General features: G+C 38.7%; 21 protein-coding genes. 6 read left to right on the forward strand and 15 right to left on the reverse strand.

Annotated features, from left to right (window positions below; genetic code table 11):
- Positions 1 to 753 precede the first annotated feature (753 nt).
- A complete protein-coding gene (locus ACE1CA_RS21455; protein ID WP_413277961.1) occupies positions 754 to 948 on the forward strand; it encodes a DUF2795 domain-containing protein in 195 nt (64 codons plus the stop codon).
- Between the two features lie 122 nt (positions 949 to 1070).
- Here ACE1CA_RS21455 and ACE1CA_RS21460 read toward each other — a convergent pair whose 3' ends face one another.
- Both ACE1CA_RS21460 and ACE1CA_RS21465 read right to left on the reverse strand, forming a co-directional pair.
- Entirely contained in the window at positions 1071 to 1781 is a 711-nt protein-coding gene (locus tag ACE1CA_RS21460; protein ID WP_413277960.1) for an ABC transporter ATP-binding protein, read from the reverse strand.
- Between the two features lie 179 nt (positions 1782 to 1960).
- Positions 1961 to 2764, reverse strand: coding sequence for an ABC transporter ATP-binding protein (locus tag ACE1CA_RS21465; protein ID WP_413277959.1), 804 nt, complete (start codon positions 2762 to 2764; stop codon positions 1961 to 1963).
- A 138-nt stretch (positions 2765 to 2902) separates the two neighbouring features.
- Between ACE1CA_RS21465 and ACE1CA_RS21470 the strand changes: the two genes are divergently transcribed.
- On the forward strand, positions 2903 to 3292 hold the full coding sequence (locus ACE1CA_RS21470; protein ID WP_413277958.1) for a sunset domain-containing protein: 390 nt from the start codon (positions 2903 to 2905) through the stop codon (positions 3290 to 3292).
- Between the two features lie 62 nt (positions 3293 to 3354).
- Here the strand turns inward: ACE1CA_RS21470 and ACE1CA_RS21475 are convergent, their stop codons facing one another.
- The 3 genes from ACE1CA_RS21475 to ACE1CA_RS21485 are packed head-to-tail and all read right to left on the reverse strand — an operon-like array spanning position 3355 to position 6483.
- Complete coding sequence (locus ACE1CA_RS21475) at positions 3355 to 4275, reverse strand: branched-chain amino acid ABC transporter permease (protein WP_413277957.1); 921 nt, start codon at positions 4273 to 4275, stop codon at positions 3355 to 3357.
- Positions 4276 to 4281: 6 nt separating this feature from the next.
- The gene (locus ACE1CA_RS21480; RefSeq protein ID WP_413277956.1) at positions 4282 to 5232 is read right to left on the reverse strand and encodes a branched-chain amino acid ABC transporter permease; all 951 of its coding nucleotides are present in this window, start codon (positions 5230 to 5232) and stop codon (positions 4282 to 4284) included.
- Between the two features lie 60 nt (positions 5233 to 5292).
- Positions 5293 to 6483, reverse strand: a complete 1191-nt coding sequence (locus ACE1CA_RS21485; RefSeq protein ID WP_413277955.1) for an ABC transporter substrate-binding protein — start codon at positions 6481 to 6483, stop codon at positions 5293 to 5295.
- Between the two features lie 508 nt (positions 6484 to 6991).
- Here ACE1CA_RS21485 and ACE1CA_RS21490 point away from each other — a divergent pair.
- A complete protein-coding gene (locus tag ACE1CA_RS21490) occupies positions 6992 to 7447 on the forward strand; it encodes a DUF29 domain-containing protein (protein ID WP_413277954.1) in 456 nt (151 codons plus the stop codon).
- Positions 7448 to 7505: 58 nt separating this feature from the next.
- On the opposite strand, the gene ACE1CA_RS21495 is transcribed toward ACE1CA_RS21490, so the two are convergent.
- The 6 genes from ACE1CA_RS21495 to ACE1CA_RS21520 form a co-directional block, all read right to left on the reverse strand.
- The gene (locus ACE1CA_RS21495; RefSeq protein ID WP_413277953.1) at positions 7506 to 9491 is read right to left on the reverse strand and encodes a transglutaminase domain-containing protein; all 1986 of its coding nucleotides are present in this window, start codon (positions 9489 to 9491) and stop codon (positions 7506 to 7508) included.
- Positions 9488 to 10612, reverse strand: coding sequence for a DUF58 domain-containing protein (locus ACE1CA_RS21500; protein ID WP_486517474.1), 1125 nt, complete (start codon positions 10610 to 10612; stop codon positions 9488 to 9490). The genes ACE1CA_RS21495 and ACE1CA_RS21500 overlap by 4 nt, the downstream gene beginning before the upstream one ends.
- Before the next feature lie 231 nt (positions 10613 to 10843).
- Positions 10844 to 11806 carry an AAA family ATPase gene (locus ACE1CA_RS21505; RefSeq protein WP_413277951.1) on the reverse strand — a complete coding sequence of 321 codons (963 nt, stop codon included), beginning with the start codon at positions 11804 to 11806 and terminating at the stop codon, positions 10844 to 10846.
- Positions 11807 to 11955: 149 nt separating this feature from the next.
- On the reverse strand, positions 11956 to 12084 hold the full coding sequence (locus ACE1CA_RS21510) for a hypothetical protein (RefSeq protein WP_486517475.1): 129 nt from the start codon (positions 12082 to 12084) through the stop codon (positions 11956 to 11958).
- A 6-nt stretch (positions 12085 to 12090) separates the two neighbouring features.
- Positions 12091 to 12225, reverse strand: coding sequence for a hypothetical protein (locus tag ACE1CA_RS21515; protein ID WP_486517476.1), 135 nt, complete (start codon positions 12223 to 12225; stop codon positions 12091 to 12093).
- Positions 12222 to 13967 carry a hypothetical protein gene (locus ACE1CA_RS21520; protein ID WP_413277949.1) on the reverse strand — a complete coding sequence of 582 codons (1746 nt, stop codon included), beginning with the start codon at positions 13965 to 13967 and terminating at the stop codon, positions 12222 to 12224. Before ACE1CA_RS21520 ends, ACE1CA_RS21515 begins: the two co-directional genes overlap by 4 nt.
- A gap of 256 nt (positions 13968 to 14223) precedes the next feature.
- Here ACE1CA_RS21520 and ACE1CA_RS21525 point away from each other — a divergent pair, with 256 nt between their 5' ends.
- The gene (locus ACE1CA_RS21525; RefSeq protein WP_459563611.1) at positions 14224 to 14829 is read left to right on the forward strand and encodes a glutathione binding-like protein; all 606 of its coding nucleotides are present in this window, start codon (positions 14224 to 14226) and stop codon (positions 14827 to 14829) included.
- Between the two features lie 60 nt (positions 14830 to 14889).
- Here ACE1CA_RS21525 and ACE1CA_RS21530 read toward each other — a convergent pair whose 3' ends face one another.
- The gene (locus ACE1CA_RS21530) at positions 14890 to 16131 is read right to left on the reverse strand and encodes a M20 metallopeptidase family protein (protein WP_413277947.1); all 1242 of its coding nucleotides are present in this window, start codon (positions 16129 to 16131) and stop codon (positions 14890 to 14892) included.
- Positions 16132 to 16320: 189 nt separating this feature from the next.
- On the reverse strand, positions 16321 to 17154 hold the full coding sequence (menB, locus tag ACE1CA_RS21535) for a 1,4-dihydroxy-2-naphthoyl-CoA synthase (protein WP_413277946.1): 834 nt from the start codon (positions 17152 to 17154) through the stop codon (positions 16321 to 16323).
- A gap of 288 nt (positions 17155 to 17442) precedes the next feature.
- Here menB and ACE1CA_RS21540 point away from each other — a divergent pair, with 288 nt between their 5' ends.
- Positions 17443 to 17850: a tetratricopeptide repeat protein gene (locus tag ACE1CA_RS21540; protein ID WP_413277945.1), complete on the forward strand. Its 408-nt coding sequence runs from the start codon at positions 17443 to 17445 to the stop codon at positions 17848 to 17850.
- On the opposite strand, the gene ACE1CA_RS21545 is transcribed toward ACE1CA_RS21540, so the two are convergent.
- Complete coding sequence (locus ACE1CA_RS21545; protein ID WP_413277944.1) at positions 17834 to 19243, reverse strand: HlyD family secretion protein; 1410 nt, start codon at positions 19241 to 19243, stop codon at positions 17834 to 17836. The two genes, ACE1CA_RS21540 and ACE1CA_RS21545, sit on opposite strands and share 17 nt — an antisense overlap.
- 120 nt (positions 19244 to 19363) lie before the next feature.
- A complete protein-coding gene (locus ACE1CA_RS21550; protein ID WP_413277943.1) occupies positions 19364 to 19681 on the reverse strand; it encodes a DUF3067 family protein in 318 nt (105 codons plus the stop codon).
- Positions 19682 to 19902: 221 nt separating this feature from the next.
- Here ACE1CA_RS21550 and petC point away from each other — a divergent pair, with 221 nt between their 5' ends.
- On the forward strand, positions 19903 to 20442 hold the full coding sequence (gene petC / locus ACE1CA_RS21555) for a cytochrome b6-f complex iron-sulfur subunit (protein WP_413277942.1): 540 nt from the start codon (positions 19903 to 19905) through the stop codon (positions 20440 to 20442).
- Positions 20443 to 20480 lie beyond the last annotated feature (38 nt).

Below are 20480 nucleotides of genomic sequence, written 5' to 3' on the forward strand. Positions count from 1 at the left end.
GAATGACACCTCACCCCAGATTCACTAATCTATGGTTTATTGAGATTTAGGAAGACTTGGTTAGAAGTAAAAATAATTGAGTTTTTACTCTGATTAGGTTTCTTTTTTACAGGTGCTTTTTTGGGCGTTTATCTAGACAATAAAAAACGCCCGAAACTTGGGGGCGTCAATCATCAGGGTGCATCTACATCTATTAGTTTAACTCACTGAGGGGTGAAACCCCTCACCCCCCCTCGAAATTTTACAAAACTTAATATTTTCCTTGTATGGGGTTTCAGGGACTCCAGGGGCAAGAAAAGTCATTAACTCAGAACGCAAAACTGTCCCAGTCCCCAGTCCCCAGTCCCCAGTCCCCAGTCCCCAGTCCCCAGTCCCCAGTCCCCAGTCCCCAGTCCCCAGTCCCCAGTCCCCAGTCCCCAGTCCCCAGTCCCCAGTCCCCAGTCCCTAGTCCCTAGTCCCTAGTCCCTAGTCCCTAGTCCCTAGAACATCGATTCAGTATTGTCGTCGGCGATGAGAAACCGGGTTTCTTTCGCTCGCACAGTCAATATTTCGTTACCCCAAGTCAAAGAAACCCGGTTTCTGGGATTACTGAATTGGTGTTCTAGCCCCTACACAAAACTGGCTTTTTGTATTCCTTTGGACAGACGAATTGTATGTAGGGGTGTATCGCCAGTAGGATGAGTCTATGGGATCGCAGAGGTAGTCTGAAGAAGCAAGTTTGAAAGTTTCTTTAATACCTTAAGGAGAGTCACAATGGCTAAAGTAAACCCTGTGCAAATACAAAAAGATTTGAAAGGAATTGATTACCCTGTGAGTAAGCAAGATTTAGTTAAGCACGCGCAGAAAAATGGTGCTGATGAAAATGTTTGTGCGACTTTAGAAAAGTTACCCGATCGCGAATATGAAACTCCTACTGAGGTTAGTAAAGCGATCGGACAAATGGAATAATAGGTTTGTGATTTAGGACAGTTAATTCGCTGTATTATATTCTCTTTGTAGTAGGTGTCAGGAGTGAGGAATTAGAAATATTTGGTTCTATTTTCTCTCTTCTGATTCCTACCCTAAAAATTTTAGCCTAAGTAAGCTTTTTTTACTTGTTCATTTTTGAGTAAGTCCGCTGATTTTCCCGATAAGGTAATACAACCAGCTTCTAAGACATATCCGCGATCGGCATTTTCTAAAGCTAAGTTAGCATTTTGTTCAACTAATAAGATAGTGACACCTGTGGAACGGAGATTTTGGATAATTGTAAAAATTTCTCGGACAATAGCAGGTGCGAGTCCTAAGCTAGGTTCATCTAATAATAGTAGCTTGGGGCGGCTCATTAGTGCGCGTGCGATCGCTAACATTTGTTGTTCTCCACCGCTAAGAGTTCCCGCTAGTTGCTGGCGACGTTCTGCTAACCGAGGAAAAATTTGAAATTGTCGGTTAATATCTGCTTTAATTTCTGTTTGATTAGAACGAATATAAGCACCCAATTCTAAGTTACCTAACACAGTTTGTCTAGCTAAAATGCGCCGTCCTTCAGGAGAATGGGCGATCCCAAGTTGCACTATTTCATGAGGTTGGCGACGGTTAATGTTGCGCCCTTCATAAATAATTTCCCCATCTTTAATATTAACTAACCGAGAAATTGCCCGTAATGTTGTACTTTTTCCTGCACCATTCGCACCAATTAAAGTGACGACTTCGCCACTATCAATTACTAAATTTATATCTTTTAAAGCTTGAATGCCGCCATAGTTAACAGACAGATTGTTTATTTCTAAAAGTCTGGGCATAATGAATTAAAACCTGTTAATTGAATGTTTGTATATTAAACCTCGATCCCCCTAAATCCCCCTTACCAAGGGGGACTTTGAAGAGAGTTTCCCTCGTGATGTTAATAGCGTCTGCTGGTTCCCCCCTTGGGAAGGTAGGGAGGATCAACCATCTGTAGAAAGTTAATAAGTAGCTGATATTATTCATCTCCTAAATATGCTTCAATTACACCAGGGTCATTCCTGACGACAGCGGGTTCACCTAAAGCAATTAATTGACCAAAGTCTAATACAGCAATTCTGTCGCATAAACCCATAACTAAGGGTACATGATGTTCGATTAAAATGATAGTTAAGTTCAAGCGATCGCGAATTTCCCGAATAAATTCACTAAGTTGATGTTTTTCATTAGGATTCATCCCCGCAGCAGGTTCATCTAACAGTAATATTTGTGGTTCTAAGGCTAAAGCACGGGCAATTTCTAACCGACGTTGATCGCCATAAGCGAAGTTTTTGGCTTTTTCGGTGGTGCGATCGTTCAAACCCATCATTGACAACAAATCTAAAGCCTTTTGTTTCGTTTCTTTCTCTTGCTGATTAGCCACAGGTAAAGCCAACATTCCCGCAAATAAAGCAGATACAGGATGACTGTTTCTACTGTGAATATGTCGCCCAATCATCACATTTTCCAAAGCCGAAAGTTCACCAAACAAGCGAATATTTTGGAAAGTGCGAGAAATACCTTTATTAGCAACTTGATAAGGACGAAGTTGGGAAATTTCTTCACCTTGATAAATCAATTGTCCGCTAGAAGGCGGTAACAGACAGGTAATCAAATTAAATAAAGTTGTTTTTCCTGCACCATTCGGGCCGATTAAACCAAATATCTCATGTTTTTGCACAGAAAAAGAAACATTATTTACCGCCACTAAACCACCAAAGCGACGAGTTAAACCTTTGGCTTCTAGAATTGAGTTGTCTTTCGCTAAATCTTGTTGGTTCATAACTAGTAAGTATACCTTAAGAATGATGCAGTATTAGACTAATTGCGACTCTATAAATATTGCTAATTAACGACTTTGAGTAATCATCATGCTGTAGTATTATTTGTTGAATCAAATTTCCAATCAGGAGAAATAAAGATGAAATTTCTATTCAATCATAAAAAACTTACAGCATCTTTGGTATTATTAGGAGTCTTAGCACTCACAGCTTGCGGACAAGGAAATCAACCAGCTGCTGATACAACTCCTGGGACTGAAACACCTGCGGCAACAAATACTCCAGCAGCGACTCCAGAGGCAACTTCAGCCACAACTCCAGCAGAAACAACTGCTACTACCGCAGGTGTTCCACCAAAAGGAAGTGACTGTCCTAGTGACGCACCAATTAAAGGTGTAGATACGAAAAAACGTGGCAAAATTTACCACACTACTACCTATCCAGATTACAAAACAGTGAAAGCTACCATCTGTTTTAAAGATGTTGCTTCAGCGGAAAAAGCTGGCTATAAATTGCCACAAGCAAAATAGGTTGTTTGTCATTAGTCATTGGTGATCAGTCATTTGTAAAAATAATCAGCCAATGACTACTTTTACGATCGTTTAAATCTCTTTAATAAATCGGGAGTTACTAAACCTTGGGGGAAAAAGATTGTTCCTAAAACGATTAAAACACCGAAAACAATTAAGCGACCATCTCTTAATAATTGCGCCAACCAAAGGGGTAAACCTGGGGTTTCTGCAACAGCCCTTAAAATTTCTGGTAAAGCAGTAAATACCATACCTCCTAACACAGGGCCAACAAAAGTTCTACTCCCACCAATTAACACCGAAGTTAGATAAATAATACTAGCATCAAAAGTTCCTTGTCTAGCATTCCAAGTATTCAAAAAATGAGCGCTTACTGCACCAGCAATTCCCGCCAAAATTGCGCCTAAAGTAAAAGCTAAAACTTTGTAAGTAGTTGGATTTATTCCCATTGCACCAGCAGCTAATTCATCTTCTCGAATTGCTACAAATGCCCGACCAACGCGGATAATTTCTAACCGATATAATAAAAACATACTAATTAAAAGTAAAGGCAGTGCAACCCATAAATATTCAATGGGAGAAGCAAAAGGTTGGGGGATACCAAAAATTCCGACTGCGCCACCTGTAATTTCTAAATTTAGCGATAAAACCCGCAATATTTCTACAAAAGCGATCGTTGCTAATGCCAAATATATTCCCTTAAGGCGCAATGCCGGAATTCCTACTAAAATTCCTAATATGCCAGAAACTATGGCAGCAATTAGCATTTCCAACAACAAGAAAGGTAGAGGAAAGAAACCTTCGTTCTTGGGGAAAACTTGGGTAGATAAAATAGCGGCGACATATCCACCTAACGCATAAAAACCCGGACTAGCTAAAGACAATTGCCCAGTCATTAAAGGTAAATAAAGTGAAAGTCCTAGTAATGCGCCTAGTACCATCGAAACAATTAAAGGGCCATAAGTATTAAGAAATTCAGCCATTATTAATTAAACCTTTTGAATTAAACGTCGCCCTAATAAACCTTGGGGTCTAACTAGTAGCATAATAAATAATATGCCAAAAGCTACCGCATCTTTATAAGCGGAATATTGCCCAGGAACAAATGCTTCTACTACCCCAATTAATAGACCTCCTAAAACTGCACCGGGAATACTACCTAAACCACCTAAAACAATCACTGCTAGACCTTTTAAACCGAAAGCAATGCCAAAATATGGGCCAGCAATACTGACGCTAGAACCGACTAAACTTCCGGCGACTCCAGCTAGGAAACTGCTAATAAAAAATGTTAGAACTATAAAGCGATCGGTATTAATTCCCAACAAACTAGAAGTAGTAGGATCTTCTGCCACAGCTCGCATTGCTTTACCATATTTGGTGTAATTAATAAAGTAAGTCAAGATAGCTAAAACGAATACTGAAACCAGAAAAATTACTATTTGTACCGTGCGAATAGGAATCGGGTTTTCCTCAGTACCAAAATTAATAGAAGTAGGTAAATTACCAAAAGTATTCCCTGGAAAAGTGTAGTTTTCTGCACCTACCAAATATTGAATTAAATTGACGATTACTAAAGCTACACCTAAGCTAGAAACTACAGTTAAAAGTGGGTCTGCGCCTCTACGTCGCAAGGGACGAAAGGCAATTCTTTCAACGGCAACTCCTACTAAACCTGCTATGATGCTACCTAAAATTAATGCGATCGGAAATGGTAATTTAATTGGTAATACAGCATTAGCTAACAACCCATTAAACCCAAAAGCTTCTCCCATCAAAGCATAAGTTAAATATGCACCAAGAGTAAAAATTGCCCCATGAGCAAAATTAATGATACCTAAGATAGAAAAAATTAAAGTATATCCCAAGGCAAAAATTGCATATACGCTACCAATGGATAAACCGTTCAGAAATTGTTGAATGAAAAGAGTTAAGTTCATATTGTTAATTAATCATCGATCATTTGTGATTGGTCATTTGTCAAGACCAATCACGAATAATTATTTCTTCACAGATGCGAATTTACCATTGTTACCATTAGCATCAACTTGCAATTGTGCTACGTAGAAATTTTTCTGAATTACATCACCTACAGGTGTAAAGGCAATTTCACCCAAAGGAGTATCGTACTTGCGAGTTAGCAATTCTTTGTTTAACTCAGAACGCAATTTTTCCAAGGGCATTTTCGCAATATCGCTTTTTTTGTCTACCGCTCTGAGGGCTTCTACAAATACTTGTACAGCCGCAAAAGCTTGGGCACTAAATTGGGGTGGTTCTTTCTTATACTGTTGCAGATAAGCCGCACGAAAAGCTTGATTAATTGCGTTGGAATGTAAAGGACTGTAAGCTTGGGCGACTAACACACCGTTGCAACTTGCTTTACATACAGAAAAAATATTAGAAGTATTGAAACCATTTCCGCCAATAATAATGCCTTTGTAACCCAATTCTCGCAACTGTCGCACTAAATTTCCGCCGTCAGCAGCTAAACCGGAAATAACAATTAAATCTGGTTTTAAGTTAATGGCGTTAGTTGCTTGGGCTTGAAAGTCTGTATCAGTTGTGAGGAACTTTTGTACAGTAACAATGTCTAAACCTTTATCCTTTAAAGTTTTTTGAAAAATTTCTGTTTCCGATTTGTTAAACGCATCATTTTGAGCGTAGAAAACCGCCACTTTTTTGATATTAGAGTTTAGCTTCAAAGCTGCTTCAATGGAATTGGGAGCGACAACAGAAACTGGCGCGGAAACACGAGCAACATAATCACCAATTTCTGGGATACCTTTAGCAGTATTGGAAGCAGCAATTACTGGAACTTTTGCTCGTTCAGCAATAGGGTCAGAACTAAAAGCTTGTTGGGATAAAGTTGGGCCAACAATTCCGACAACTTTGTTTTGATTAATTAAAACCTGAAAAGCATTTATTGCTCCGGTTTCATCGCCGCCAGTATCTTGTATTATTAATTTAATTGGAGTACCATCAACGCCGCCTTTGTCGTTAAAATATTTCTCGGCAATTTTGGCTCCTTGAATGCCTTCTTGTCCTAAAAGGGCAACGTTACTTGTTTGGGCTAAAGCAACTCCTATAGGAATGCGTTGAGAGGTTGAACTTGTTTGTGTGTTTGAGTTAGTTTGTGTGCAGGCTGACAGGAATAAAGCCAAGCCAGCAAACAAGACTGTAGTTTTTTTCATAGTTGACAACTATCTCTGGGTGGATATATTTTATATGATTTCAGATTTCAAATTATATAATCAGGAAAGCCAAAAATATCTAAAAAATGTCGAGCAAAAATACTTAACTGCCTCTGAAAAGATAAATACTCAGAGATTAATGTACTGGGGTTGAGTAAAGCTAGAATACGATCGCTACAATCAACCTATCTCTAAGTGTGTCATTTTGCGATCGCCTCTCCCTTGCTTCCATCAAGTAAAATTGCTCGAAAGCTATAATAACAATGCTATACAGACAATGAAATTTTAGATAGAACGCCAGAGAAAAATTTCATCCTGGTTTCATTTTTATGTGAAAAACTTAAACTTCAGTTGCTCCTTTAAAGATTACGATCGCCAAATCTAAGGCAATAGTTTATAGTAGTAATAATAAGAAAAGTGAATTGGGTGTTTTGGTTCAGGGTGAGAGCGATCGATCTGTATGATAGAGAAGATAGGAGCAAACACCAAACACTAGAGAGGTTAATAAATGATGCAAACTGAAACTAAAGTATCTCTCTATGAACAAGACTTTGCTTTATGGATCGAGGATGTGGCAGCAAAATTAAAAGCACGAGATTTTGATAATCTTGATGTTGATAATCTGCTGGAGGAAATCGAAGCTTTGGGAAAATCGCAGAAGCGGGAACTTAAAAGCCGTTTACAAACTTTACTGGCACATATTTTGAAACGGATATATGTTGATAGTCCATTAGATTATAACGGTTGGGAGCGAACAATTCGAGAACAACGCAAAGAATTAAGGCTTTTGTTTGAACAATCTCCTAGTTTAAGAAACTACTATATAGAAGTTTTTGCTGGAGTTTGGGAAGCAGCATTATCAGAAGTTCAGCAGGAATACAAGAAAACTGACTTTCCTGAGCAATGGCAATTTAGTAGCGATGCTGATGTACTTTTATCTAAAAAATACTGGGAGGAGCAATAAAGCTGAATTAGCGGTTTTGGTTAGGGGTGAGAGCGATCGATCTTTATAATTCCGAAACTTATCCTGAGACTCGATAATGTTTATCTAACCAAGCTTTAATCGCAGAATTTAAGGTGTTTTTTTCGCTGTCTTTAATTCCTGCGGGGTCGAAGCGATCGCGATAATAAAGCTCAATAATTGGTATCATATCATCAACTAAATCCCCTCCCAGTGAATCTTCTTTTAACCTTTTAATCCAGTTCTTTAAAGATTCAGAAGGATAACGGTTTAATCCTAACTCATTTAAGGCTGTTTCAATTAAATAAAATTCCGAATTATGTTTAACTAATTGCGGTTTAACAACAGGTTTTAGCGATATTTGTTTTCTCGACAAACGTCGCACACCTTTTTTTTCTCCAACTCTCCAAATCAAAATAAATACCAAAGGAAAGATTAACCACCAAACATAATTTAATTCGTTGCTACTTCTCAAAAGTTGGGAAAGTTTAAAACTCAATAACGACCATAAATCAGTTATTAATGATAACTTAGAAGCTGTTGCATCTTCAATATTTGTCCAATCAGCAGGCGTGGTATCTAATACTTGCCATTTGCCATTTAAATATACCATTGTCCAAGCATGAGCGTGGCGACTTCGCACAATATATTGATTTTCTAAATTACTAAACTCATGAACTGAATATCCCACAGCATAACGCGCTGGTATACCTGCTGCACGTAACAAAAGTGTAGTTGCAGTTGCAAAATATTCACAATGTCCAGCACGATTTTTTAATAAGAATGTTGATATAGGTGTTGTATAGTTATTTTTACCCGTTAATTGCAGAGAATAAGTAAAGTTTTTCAGGAAAAATCTATCTACGCTGTTGACTATTTCTTGGGAAGATTTTCCCGTAATATTCAGTTGGTTAATAATTTGATTAAGTGCTGGTTTTTCTTGATTTGGTATTTCTAGATCTTCGGCTGTTGGTGGATTGTCCAAAGAAAGTTGATTGTTAAAATAAGCTTGGTAATTAATATCATTAATTTTTCCGGCTACTTTGACCGCACCAAACTTGTTTTTCTCCATTCGATTAACGGCTAATTCATCAATTTTAAATGTTCCATCTGGTAGGGTTAATAAACCTTGACCACCTTTAAGGTTAGTTGAAATGGTTATTTTATAACTTTTAGAAGGTTGATTTTCTAAATTCCAAGTTGTGCCGTTTTTCTCTGATTTTACAAGAGTAAAGTTAGGTTTTGCTGCTACCCAAATAGAAGATTTGTACTTGTTATAAGTTGCTTCTCTTAATACTTGAGGGCGAGTTTGTTGAGTTTCCGGGTTGACTCTTAAGACGATTTCGTTCGATCGCTTTAATACCCCAATATCTCCAATATTTGTTTGCTTATTAGATGAATTTGTCGCTTGTTCAATACCATCACTGAACCATATAACTACACGATCTTCTAAACTTAAATGAAGTTGATGTAAGCCAATTTGTCCGATAAATCCTATGGTTCCAGCAGTTAGCAACAAACAAAGCCAAACTAAGGGAGAAAATCTTTTGGAACGTACTGACCAAAGGGCGATCGCTATTAGTACAAACATCCCGATATAAAAAGATATATTCCCACTATTGGCGTTACTAGCTGATAAAATACAAGCAGCGAGATAGGGATAACTAATATTAATAGTAAATAGCTTATTTTTTTCAGTTTTTTTACTGTTGAATAACAGAAAAAGTGAGGTTGCATGAATATGTTCATCCACTGAGTAAGTTTGCATTGTTAAAAGTGGGAACAAGACAACCGGAAGCCACTGTAAAAGCGTATAAACAAAGTAAAATGTAGGGTTTTGAATCAGCAGATAAACAAATAGAACAATCAGAATAATTAGACATAAATTAGCTACGCGACGGACATCAGCAGGAGAAAAATCCCAGCGCCAAGAAATCAGTCGAGAACCTTCAATAATTACAGCCATTGGAATGGCAAAAATCCATAGTCCTGTTTGCCATCCCCAAAATATTAAAGCTGCACCTATCAGCAGTGGTGGAGTTTTCATATTTTCATTAATTCCTCTTGAATTTTACCTAACTTTAGTAAATGAAAAGTTGCTAGTTGATCGGTCAGAGATTTTACATCTAAGTTTTCTAAATGAGTTGATTTTTCTTGAATAATTAATACTAAGGTATGAATACCCATTCCTTTGAGATAATTAACTAATTTTTGGCGTGATTCATCCCAAGTTAGGAAGATACAAATACAGCCACTTAGTAAAGAAATTCTCTCCATAACTACAGGGATAATCGAATCAAAAGTTTTATCTTGACAAGCTACCACAGATGCGAGAATTTCTAGCATTTTATCAGTATGACTCAAGCTTCTACCAAAGGTAAAACAATAAGCTTCATGACCAACAAACATTAAATCTAATAATGATTCTTGGGTTTGTACTTCACAGGCTAGGGAAGCTGCGATCGCAATAGCTTCTTCTAAAATTTCGCTATACTTAACATTGAGAAAAGTATCTAAAATTAAAGCGTGTCGGACAAAGAATTCGTCCTGTTCTTCTTTCACAATTGGTTTACCAACTTTTGCCCAACTTTTCCAGTGAATTTTTCGCATTGGATCTCCCGGACGATACTCTCGTAAAGACCGAAATTCCTCTGCATCTCCCACTGATGAAGCTAAGGCTACACCGCCAGATTGATATCTTCTTAAACCGGGAAGTTTAATCGGGGGAAGGTTGTATAATTTGGGTAAAACTAACAAAGATTGCGGTAAATAATTGGTGACACAAGCATTAAATAAACCAAAAGGATCGGGTCGAATAACTGTTAAGTCAGCGAAGCGAATTACACCTCGGTAATCAGGTGTTATTTCATAAACAACTTCGGTTTTACTGTTGGGTGGAAGCGCTGGTAAATCTATTGCTTTCGCTGTGGCTACTCGTTTTCTGGCTATTAACCAAAGCCAGCGATAATATCCTAAGTATCTATCAAAAGAATTGCGCTTTTCTTCATTTGGTTCTGGGGTTTCGCTAAATTCTTTAAAAGTCGGACGAGGATCGGCGAAACTTTCTAATAGTTTTAGGTTATGTTGAATTTTATTAGTTTTATTGTGAATCACAAGGCGATATTTTAGTTTTACGCCAACAGTTGCAAAGCGAGGTAATATCCGCACTGCACTAAAACGGAAAGCAAAAAACCGACTTGAAACTATTGATATAATCAGGATTGATAAGAGAAAAGTAAATATTTGATAGGTTAGGTTTTGCGTGCTATCTAAGCCAAGAGTGGCAGAGATAATTAAGCATAATAATATTATCAATCCTCCAGTTGTTAATCGTCGTCGGCGGGATTGTTCAAGCGCATAACTGAAACGGAAAAATCGATAGATAAAACGGTTCATTTTTTAGGTGGGAACGGGTAGAGATTTGAGGATTTCTTCAACAACTCCGGTGGCGGTTCTTCCAGAAAAACGCGCTTGCGGTTCCATAACTAATCTATGTGCTATTACTGCTACTGCTAATTCTTGAATATGTTCTGGTGTGACAAATTCATAGCCGTCGAATAATGCTAAGGCTTGCGCTATTTTCATTAAGGCTAGAGAAGCTCTCGGACTTGCTCCTAATTGTACACCTTCGGTCGATCGCGTAGCGTTAACAATATCTACTAAATATCTTTTCAATTCTTCGCTAATTCTAACTTGTTTAATTTGCTGTTTTAAGCTGATTAAATCTTGTAAATCAACACAAGGTTGCAGAGTATCGATCGGATGTTGTTGAATTTGATCGGAAAGCAAGTTAACTTCATCTTCCGGCGAAATATAACCTAAACTAAATTGCAGTGCAAATCTATCCATTTGCGCTTCGGGTAATGGATAAGTACCGCGAGATTCCACAGGATTTTGGGTAGCAATGACAAAAAATGGCTCTTTCAGTTTTCGCACGTTTCCATCAATAGTAACTTGAAATTCTGCCATTGCTTCTAATAATGCTGATTGCGTTCTCGGTGAGGCGCGATTAATTTCGTCAGCTAAAACAATATGAGCAAAAATTGGCCCTTCGTGGAAGTGGAAGGTGCGATCGCTAGGTTCTAAAATCGAAATCCCTAAAATATCTGAAGGTAAAAGATCTGGAGTAAATTGTATACGTTTAAAACTTACATCAATAGAAAATGCTAAGGCTTTGGCTAAAGTAGTTTTACCTGTTCCCGGATAATCTTCTAGTAACACATGACCGCCACTAGCAAAAGCTGATAATAGCTTTCTAATTGCTATTGATTGCCCTTTCATTACTTTTTGAATATTGTTACTAATTCTTTGGTAGATTTCTTGACCGGACAATCTATTAGTTGATAAGTTTACATTATCCATTTTGGAAAGTTGAAAATTTTGACTTGATTTGCCAAGAGAAAGTTAGATAACATAAATTATAAATTGATTTCAATTATTCCCAAGTTTGCTGTTGTAAAACTTTAAAAACTGTCGATCGCGTTTCTCTTGCCTTAAACTTCATCCCGATTTCATTTCTCAATTGAATCGTAGGTCATTGGAATGCCGCTATTAGCTTCACTGGTTAGACAGTAGCAGCAACGATCGCGATCGCACTGTTCGATTTGAGCCTTTAGCCTTTCAGGAATATAGGTAGACACAAGAAATTAAGATAACGGTACATGATGTCCGCGCCAGCGAAGTAGTGCTGCTGCTTGTGCCTTTCTTAGCATGAAACGAGCGATCGTCTGTTCGCGTAGCGTGTAGGTAGCGCATAGACACAAAGAAAGAATGAAGATCAAGACTGTGGTTGATTTGGAATTAACTCCCATTGAGGACTGGTTAAAGTATTACGTAAACGCCAAGTTTTTCCAGGGGAAAACATTTCTAAAACCCCACTTTTTAAACCTTCGCGCAAATAAGGACTTTCTAAAACTGACCAATCTTTTAATATTCGTTCTTGACCATTAATACTAGCATGACTAATACCTTTATTTGGTTGATAGGTCATTTCTAAGCGATTTCCTGCTAAACTTGTGTATGTTAATTTGCCGAGATTTTCCCATTCTCGATCGCCAATCTCACTCCGATCCAACGCCTCAGTTAAACTTTGCCAATCTGGATAATCGCTAACTCTAACTATATCAGTAATCCAAGCAGTGCGATCGCCTTTCGCCACCAAAGCTTGATAATCTTTTTCCCGGCGACTTGTTGACACAGGAGAAAGTAAACTTATTTCTCCCCAAGGACGAACGCACAACCAAACTTCGTAAATCCGCCAAATATACCAAGATTTATATCGTTTTGGTTCCCCAAAAGTTGCAGGTAAAACTAAATGCGATCGGTTTGGTACTCCAGCATTTTTGTCCTGTTCATTTAATCGCAATTCATAAATTACAGTACCATTTTTTTGCAGATATTGATCGCCCGGACTGCGCCCAGTTGCCATTTGATTGTGATAAGTTCCACCTAAACTAATGACAGCATTTTTCTCTGTTTTAGGGTCACGCACTACTAATTTATAAGTGGCATATTGAGCATTAATTGTGCCTTTGGTTTGATAGGATTTTCCTGGTATTAGCAAAGTTGATAAACTGTAATCATTAGTAATATAAAAAGTTTCCCAAAATTGGTTATCTTGGTAATAGCTGTAATATGCCGGATGACTGGCTAAAAGTTGAAAAGGTAAAGGGATTTCTTTTCTAGCTAAAGCTTTAAATTCTGCTGGCGGACGGTAACTACTTAACCCAGCAAGCAACGCCAAAGATGCAACATTTTTATCCATTCTTTCGGCAACTTTTACATCGTCTCCCCACCACATCCAAGCAACAGCTGATAATCCCTTTTGATCCCAAGTTCCGCGATCGAAACCTCGACTTTCCGCACCTCCCGCAGTTCCCCAACTTAAGCGCACTGCCATATTAGCAGCATACCAATCTAAAGCAGCTTTAGCTAATTCTTTTAATTCGGGAGTTTTCGCAAAATCGTAAAGATTCAATAACCCACCAATGCTATATCCATAATAAGTAGAAGAGTGAAATTCCCCTTGTCCAATAGTCAGAAATTTATTAATTTCTGCACGCAACCAAGCTTCAATAGATGCAGCAGTCGCCGGATCGCTATTTGTCCATCCACTACCATCTATTAATGCTAAACCGGACAAACGTTGCATCATTATATGGTTTTCTGTACCAGTTTCTAGCCATTGTTTAACACGACTTGATTCCACCATACTTTGATAAGATGCTGTTACATTTGCTGGCATTTGATCTCGAAAATAAAAGAAAATTGGTATATCAAAAACGCTGCGAAAATGATAAAGATCGGATTGGTCTTTATCCATGTTTAGTAAAATGTTCCATGAATGTTGGCGATCGTACTTATCCCCCAAACTCAACCGCGCTAAAATAACAGGTAACAAGTATTTATGAGGATCGCCAATTTTTTCTCTCCGCCACCAAGCATCCAACTCATCTAAATTTTGGGCGGCGATTTTTTGACGAATAGCTAAACTGCGATCGGCAAAAGCAGCCTCTTCATTCATTGCCGAATTCCTCTGTATTGCTACTAAATAATTGTCTTGTTTAACAGGTAACTTACTGTTTGCTGGAATACCGACAGCGCAAGCAAAACATATTAAACTAACTAAAACAACGGTTGTAATAAATTTAATTTTCATTAACCAACTTTTTCGCTACACTACGATGTTAGCTATTAGTCATTGGTCATTTGGCAAAAGTAAATACTTATTTACCAATGACCAACTACCCACTACCCACTACCCACTACCCACAAAATATATGATTGACCTTTACACCTTCACCACTCCCAACGGTCGCAAAGCTTCTATTATGTTAGAAGAAGTCGGTCTTCCTTACAATGTGCATAAAATTGATATTACCAAAGGAGAACAATTTACGCCCGAATATATTGCAATTAACCCCAATAGTAAAATTCCTGCCATTGTCGATCGAGAAAGTAATATCACAGTTTTTGAATCAGGGGCAATTCTAATTTACTTGGCAGAAAAAACCGGAAAATTGTTACCAACTGACCAAAAAAATCGCTTTCAAGTGTTGGAATGGTTAATGTTTCAAATGGGTGGTGTGGGGCCAATGTTTGGACAATTAAACCATTTTAAAAAATTTGCACCGGAAAAGATTGATTATGCGATCGATCGTTACGAAAAAGAAACTTTGCGTATCTATGGAGTCTTAGATAAACAATTAGCAGACAAGGAATTTATCTGCGGTGATTACTCTATTGCCGATATTGCTACTTATCCTTGGGTAGCAGTTTATGAATTTCAAGGATTAACTTTAGATAATCATCCAAATCTTAAACGTTGGGTGGAAACAATACAGCAACGTCCAGCAGTCCAAACAGGAATGAAAGTACCAAGTTAGTCATTAGTCATTTGTTATTGGTCAGAAGTAAATAGCTATTTACCAATGACCAATGACCAATTACCAATTTTCAGAAAAGTACTTTTCCACACAACGCACAAAGATTTCCACACCCATCCCTAACACAGTTTCATCAAAATCAAATCGGGGGTGATGATGGGGAAAAGCTAAATTTAAACTGGGATTAGCAGAACCTAAAAAGAAATAACAACCTGGAACTTCTTGCAGGAAGTAAGACATATCTTCTGCGCCCATTGTTTGACATTCTGGTACTATTCCTGCCGGAGTTTCTACCACATTTACTGCTACAGACCTAACTAATTCTGCAATTCCCGCATCATTGATTGTTGCTGGATATTGTCTTCGATAATTGAGTTGATATTTTGCACCGTAAGCTTGGCAAACTCCAGCAATAATTTGTTCTAATTTTTGGGGCATCATTTCGCCTACAGCAGGATTAAAATACCGCACAGTTCCCCCAATTTCCGCTTTGTCTGCTATCACATTAAATGCAGTACCAGCATGGAATTTTCCTACTGTTACTACTGCCGAATCAATAGGGTTAATATTGCGGGAGACAATAGTTTGTAAGTTATTAACTATTTGGGCAGCAACTAATATTGAATCAACTGTTTGATGAGGCATTGCCCCATGTCCACCTTTGCCAAAAATTGTGCAATCAAACGCTTCGGTAGCTGCCATTAATGCGCCTGTACGCACACCTACTGTCCCCATTGGTAGGACGTTCCACAAATGTAAACCAATAATCGCATCAACATCGGGATTTTTTAATACTCCCGCTTCAATCATCGGTTTTGCACCACCGGGACCCTCTTCTGCGGGTTGGAAAATAATTTTTACTGTTCCGGGAAAATTTTGTCGATGTTGCTGAAGAAAGTAAGCTGTTCCTAATGCGATCGCAGTGTGCCCATCATGTCCGCAAGCGTGCATTATGCCTTCATGTTTCGATCGATAACTCACCTCATTTTCTTCTTTAATGGGCAAAGCATCCATATCCGCCCTAATCGCTAAAACTTTCGCTTTCGCAGATGTTTCCGAACTTAATTTTTCCCCTTTAATAATGGCAACAATACCTGTTTGTGCAATCCCAGTTTGGTGTTCAATTCCCCATTCAGTTAACTTTTTTGCAATTAATTCTGATGTCAATTTTTCTTTAAAAGCCAGTTCAGGACGTTCATGTATACTTCTGCGCCATGCCACAAGCTGAGGCTGTAATTGTCGAATTTCTAAGCGAATTCGAGACAAGTCTACGTTAGGAGAATTGGGTAATGTGGATATCATCTCTGAAATTTTAATTAGGAAAAATTTAGGTTTGGATATGAATTTTGGTTCAGTATTTTCCTGCTTAGTTAAAGCAGTCTTCTGTTCGCACCGCTAACTTCCCTTAGCTTAACACGATTACTCGTTGTCATTACAAGTTTGATTTGTTTCCCGATCGGTAGAGACGTTGTATACAACGTCTCTACAGCTTTATGGTAGCCAAGGATATTGGCGAAAATCTGGTTTACGTTTTTCCAAAAATGCTTGTTTACCTTCTGCGCCTTCTTCGGTCATATAATAAAGTAGAGTGGCATTTCCCGCTAGTTCTTGTAAACCTGCTTGTCCGTCACAGTCAGCATTGAAAGCAGCTTTTAAACAACGAATTGCGATCGGACTTTTTTCCAAAATCTCCTCTGCCCATTTTATCCCTTCCGCCTCCAACTCTTCCACCGGGACAACACAATTAACTAACCCCATTTCTAACGCTTGATTCGCATCATATTGCCGACACAAAAACCAAATTTCTCTAGCTTTTTTCTGCCCCACAATTCTAGCCAAATAACTAGCACCAAAACCGCCATCAAAGCTACCAACCTTCGGCCCCGTTTGACCGAAAATTGCATTATCCGCAGCAATTGTTAAATCGCAAATAATGTGTAAAACGTGACCTCCTCCGATCGCATATCCCGCCACCAAAGCAATCACAACCTTTGGCATCGATCGAATTAAACGTTGCAAATCCAACACATTCAATCGCGGCACGCCATCATCATCAACATAACCCCCAGTTCCCCGCACGCTTTGATCGCCACCCGCACAAAAAGCATATTTCCCATCAGTATGTGGTCCAGCACCAGTAAAAAGAATTACGCCAATATTTCTATCTTCACGGGCATCACAAAAAGCATCGTAAAGTTCAAAAATAGTTTTTGGACGGAAAGCATTACGTTTATGAGGACGATTAATCGTAATTTTAGCTATCCCGTCCATTTTGTGATAGAGAATGTCTTCGTAGGTTTTGACTGTTTGCCATTCAGCTTGCATAGATTATTCTAAATTGTTGACTCAAATTTTAGTATTATATTTGCTATAGATGCGGAATCCTATCAGAAAATTTTGCTTGCAACTCCACAGCACATAATCTACATTTTGTCAATATGGAAATTTTAGTTCCGAAAAATTACATAAAGCAGCCACCGATCGCGATCGAGGATATACGGAAACAAAACGTCGCTCCAATTGTAATTTCCCACGATGTCAACCCAAGTCTAAAAAATTGAAAATAGAAACATCATTAAATTATCATTAGAACTTATCCCAAGGAGTAGTGCAATGGTATCTGAGCAAATTTACAAATCAGGTATTGAACCAACAGAGTCTTATCAGGTGTTGCACAATCAGGGATGTTTGTCTTTAGATAAAGGAAATTATCAGGAAGCACTTATTTATTTTGATTTGGTTTTAGCATTAGAGCCAAAACATCAACAAGCTAGGGCATTTCGGGGAGCAGTTTTGGTTTTTCTGGAAAGATATACTGAAGCATTGGAAAGTTGCGATCGGGCGCTCTTCCTAAACCCAAAAGATTCTGAAATCTGGGTGATACGCGGAGTCGCGCTGCATCGTCTCAAACGTTATAAAGAAGCCTATAACAGCTACGATCGCGCATTAGGCATCGAAAGAAAACCACTTTTCCAACAACTATTTCAGCCAATCTTATCCTTAATTAAAACTTCCAGTTGAGCAAATTAATCGGTTTTTTTGAGAAAGATAAACGAGTTAACTGTCCCACACCACAAAACTGATTGGATTGAGTGTATTGTGAAGGAGTAGGAATTCTTACTGTCACCCTGGTTAGAGCTTGTCCAGCTAAATTAGCAGGTATGCTAAGCGAAACAGCTTGCGACTGAATAGCAGGTAATTGTTTAGTGATATCTTGAGCATTAACAGGCTGAATCAAATCAATTTCTCCGGCAATAGTTTCAGGATAACCTGCTATTTGTACGCTGATAGGTTTCTCGACTTGCAAACTGCTAATTTCGCTGGCAGGAATTATGGCTTCTACCCAAATTTCATTGCAGTCTAACATAGTCAAAATTGCTTCGGTGCGATTGATTTGTTCTCCAGTTTCGCGATCGGTCTGATAAACAACACCCGCAAAAGGCGATGCTACTTCATAATCTTGTCGAGCTAAATAACGTTTGGCAGTGCCAACAGGCTGTAGAATTGAATTAGGTTGAAAACTTTGCGCTTGCTTCAGCCGTTCCCTAGCAGTATCCACTTGAGTTTGTAGCGTATTAACTAACACCGTCTGAGTCTGAATTAACTGCATTAACTTAGTGCGCTGATCCAAAAGGTGAGTAGAATTTTGATTCATACTTATACCATTTTGAAAAGCTTGCAAAGAATCTCTAGCAGCAGTCAAATTTGCCCGTACTTGTTGGACTTCAGCGATCGCAGATTGCCAAGCAAAACGTAATTGATCGAGTCTTTGCTGGGGAACAATACCATCGTTAACTAACTTGACATAGCGTTCATAATCTAACTTAGCCGCAGTCGCTTTGGCTTTGGCTACCTCTAGCGCAGCTTCAGTTTTAGCCACTTCTTTATCAGCCAATTTTAGATTCACTTGACCTAAAGAATTGTACTGATAGTCTACATCAGATAACTGACCTCTCAGTATTTCTAAAGTTTGTTGAGCAGATTCTAATTGAGTGAGATTAGTTTGTAGTTCCCCAGCAATTTTTAAACGTTCTTGCTGAAATTGATTTTGTTGTTGTTTTTGGTTTTCCTGGGTGCGTTCAATTTCTAAGCGAATTTGTTCTTGTTGAGGACTAGGATCGACACCAATGCGGGCTAACACTTGTCCCGATCGCACCGTTACACCCGGTCTAGCATAAAAAGCCTTCACATTACCATCGATCGGAGAACGTAACTGAGTAGTCCGACCATTAATTAAACCAGTTTCCACAATATAATGTGTCAATCGATAAGAAAGCAAACTGACCCCGATACTAGCAGCCCCCAATCCCAACAACACCAACATTCCACCCACAGCCAATCTTCCCCAAGGAATCAACTGCTTTCGTTTAACAGGCGTGGCAAATGACCCTTTCACGTCAACTTTGTGCATCATCGTTTTGCATTTCGCTACTAATGAACATCAGAATTAGGGCTACCAACCCAAGCCGAGACTAGGTAAAAGAAATATTTGTTCCCAGTTCCCTTCCTCACCAAAGTAGACCAATAGCTTAAATTAGAAATCTTCAATTAGCCACTCCGACGAAAGTGTACCTAAATCGATCGGAATACTCACTGCTTTACCTAAACGGGGTCGATCGCGTGTCTGTTCAATAAAATCTTGCACCTGTAAAGTAGCACCCCAAGCTACCAAATAGCTAACCACTGTATCTAAACGTGCCATATACTCTGCCTCTGTTAGAGGAAAAGACGCTTGCTCTAAATACTTCCACATGATTTGGACAAAAATTTTGCCCTGAGTCCGCCTTAACTGTATATCGTAAGAGCGTCCCCACTTATTCAGCAACAATTGACGTAAGCTTGCTCCAGTCATGACCTACTAAAATTAAAGGGCTTTGATGTTCATGTCAACAAATTATGAGAGGGGCATCAAAAAATGTAATAATACCAGATGAAAGTTGTAAACCAGTCTCTCAAAGGATTTTTGGGAGATTGCCCTTACGGGAAATTGCACTTCACCATCCCAATTCTGAAAAGTTTTGGGGTGAGATCTAAAGGGTTGTTAATTAAAAGATACAGACTCCAACATAGGTTATGGCTCAAATTTCGGGATCTGCTGACGTACCTGATATGGGTCGTCGTCAGTTTATGAATCTTCTAACTTTCGGCACTATTACAGGAACAGCTTTGGGGGCACTGTATCCAGTTGTCAAATACTTTATTCCTCCAACTAAAAGTGGTGCTGGTGGTGGCGTAATTGCTAAAGATGCTTTAGGCAATGCGATCGCAGCCAGCGAATACCTGAATACTCACAATGCAGGCGATCGATCTTTAGCCCAAGGACTCAAAGGCGACCCTACCTACATCGTGGTGACAGAAGACAAGCAAATCGCAGATTACGGCATCAACGCCATCTGCACCCACTTAGGTTGCGTCGTTCCTTGGAATATCGCAGAAAACAAATTTAAGTGCCCCTGTCATGGTTCCCAGTATGACAGCACTGGTAAAGTAGTCAGAGGCCCTGCACCTCTGTCTTTAGCATTGGTTCACGCTAAGGTAGAAGAAGACAAAGTTAGCTTTACACCTTGGACAGAAACCGACTTCCGCACTGGGGAAGAACCTTGGTGGGCATAGAAATTTTAAATTTTAGATTTGGGATTTTCAATTTATTA

It is taken from the genome of Floridaenema evergladense BLCC-F167 (assembly GCF_041929205.2).
Classification (GTDB): domain Bacteria; phylum Cyanobacteriota; class Cyanobacteriia; order Cyanobacteriales; family Aerosakkonemataceae; genus Floridanema; species Floridanema evergladense.

Coding starts and splice junctions, on each gene's coding strand:
- ACE1CA_RS21545 (WP_413277944.1), bottom strand. CDS start 19,243: ATGATGCACAAAGTTGACGTGAAAGGGTCATTTGCCACGCCTGTTAAA.
- ACE1CA_RS21475 (WP_413277957.1), bottom strand. CDS start 4,275: ATGGCTGAATTTCTTAATACTTATGGCCCTTTAATTGTTTCGATGGTA.
- ACE1CA_RS21495 (WP_413277953.1), bottom strand. CDS start 9,491: ATGAAAACTCCACCACTGCTGATAGGTGCAGCTTTAATATTTTGGGGA.
- ACE1CA_RS21540 (WP_413277945.1), top strand. CDS start 17,443: ATGGTATCTGAGCAAATTTACAAATCAGGTATTGAACCAACAGAGTCT.
- ACE1CA_RS21485 (WP_413277955.1), bottom strand. CDS start 6,483: ATGAAAAAAACTACAGTCTTGTTTGCTGGCTTGGCTTTATTCCTGTCA.
- ACE1CA_RS21490 (WP_413277954.1), top strand. CDS start 6,992: ATGATGCAAACTGAAACTAAAGTATCTCTCTATGAACAAGACTTTGCT.
- ACE1CA_RS21525 (WP_459563611.1), top strand. CDS start 14,224: ATGATTGACCTTTACACCTTCACCACTCCCAACGGTCGCAAAGCTTCT.
- ACE1CA_RS21505 (WP_413277951.1), bottom strand. CDS start 11,806: ATGGATAATGTAAACTTATCAACTAATAGATTGTCCGGTCAAGAAATC.
- petC (WP_413277942.1), top strand. CDS start 19,903: ATGGCTCAAATTTCGGGATCTGCTGACGTACCTGATATGGGTCGTCGT.
- ACE1CA_RS21455 (WP_413277961.1), top strand. CDS start 754: ATGGCTAAAGTAAACCCTGTGCAAATACAAAAAGATTTGAAAGGAATT.
- ACE1CA_RS21480 (WP_413277956.1), bottom strand. CDS start 5,232: ATGAACTTAACTCTTTTCATTCAACAATTTCTGAACGGTTTATCCATT.
- menB (WP_413277946.1), bottom strand. CDS start 17,154: ATGCAAGCTGAATGGCAAACAGTCAAAACCTACGAAGACATTCTCTAT.
- ACE1CA_RS21470 (WP_413277958.1), top strand. CDS start 2,903: ATGAAATTTCTATTCAATCATAAAAAACTTACAGCATCTTTGGTATTA.
- ACE1CA_RS21530 (WP_413277947.1), bottom strand. CDS start 16,131: ATGATATCCACATTACCCAATTCTCCTAACGTAGACTTGTCTCGAATT.
- ACE1CA_RS21520 (WP_413277949.1), bottom strand. CDS start 13,967: ATGAATGAAGAGGCTGCTTTTGCCGATCGCAGTTTAGCTATTCGTCAA.
- ACE1CA_RS21465 (WP_413277959.1), bottom strand. CDS start 2,764: ATGAACCAACAAGATTTAGCGAAAGACAACTCAATTCTAGAAGCCAAA.
- ACE1CA_RS21550 (WP_413277943.1), bottom strand. CDS start 19,681: ATGACTGGAGCAAGCTTACGTCAATTGTTGCTGAATAAGTGGGGACGC.
- ACE1CA_RS21460 (WP_413277960.1), bottom strand. CDS start 1,781: ATGCCCAGACTTTTAGAAATAAACAATCTGTCTGTTAACTATGGCGGC.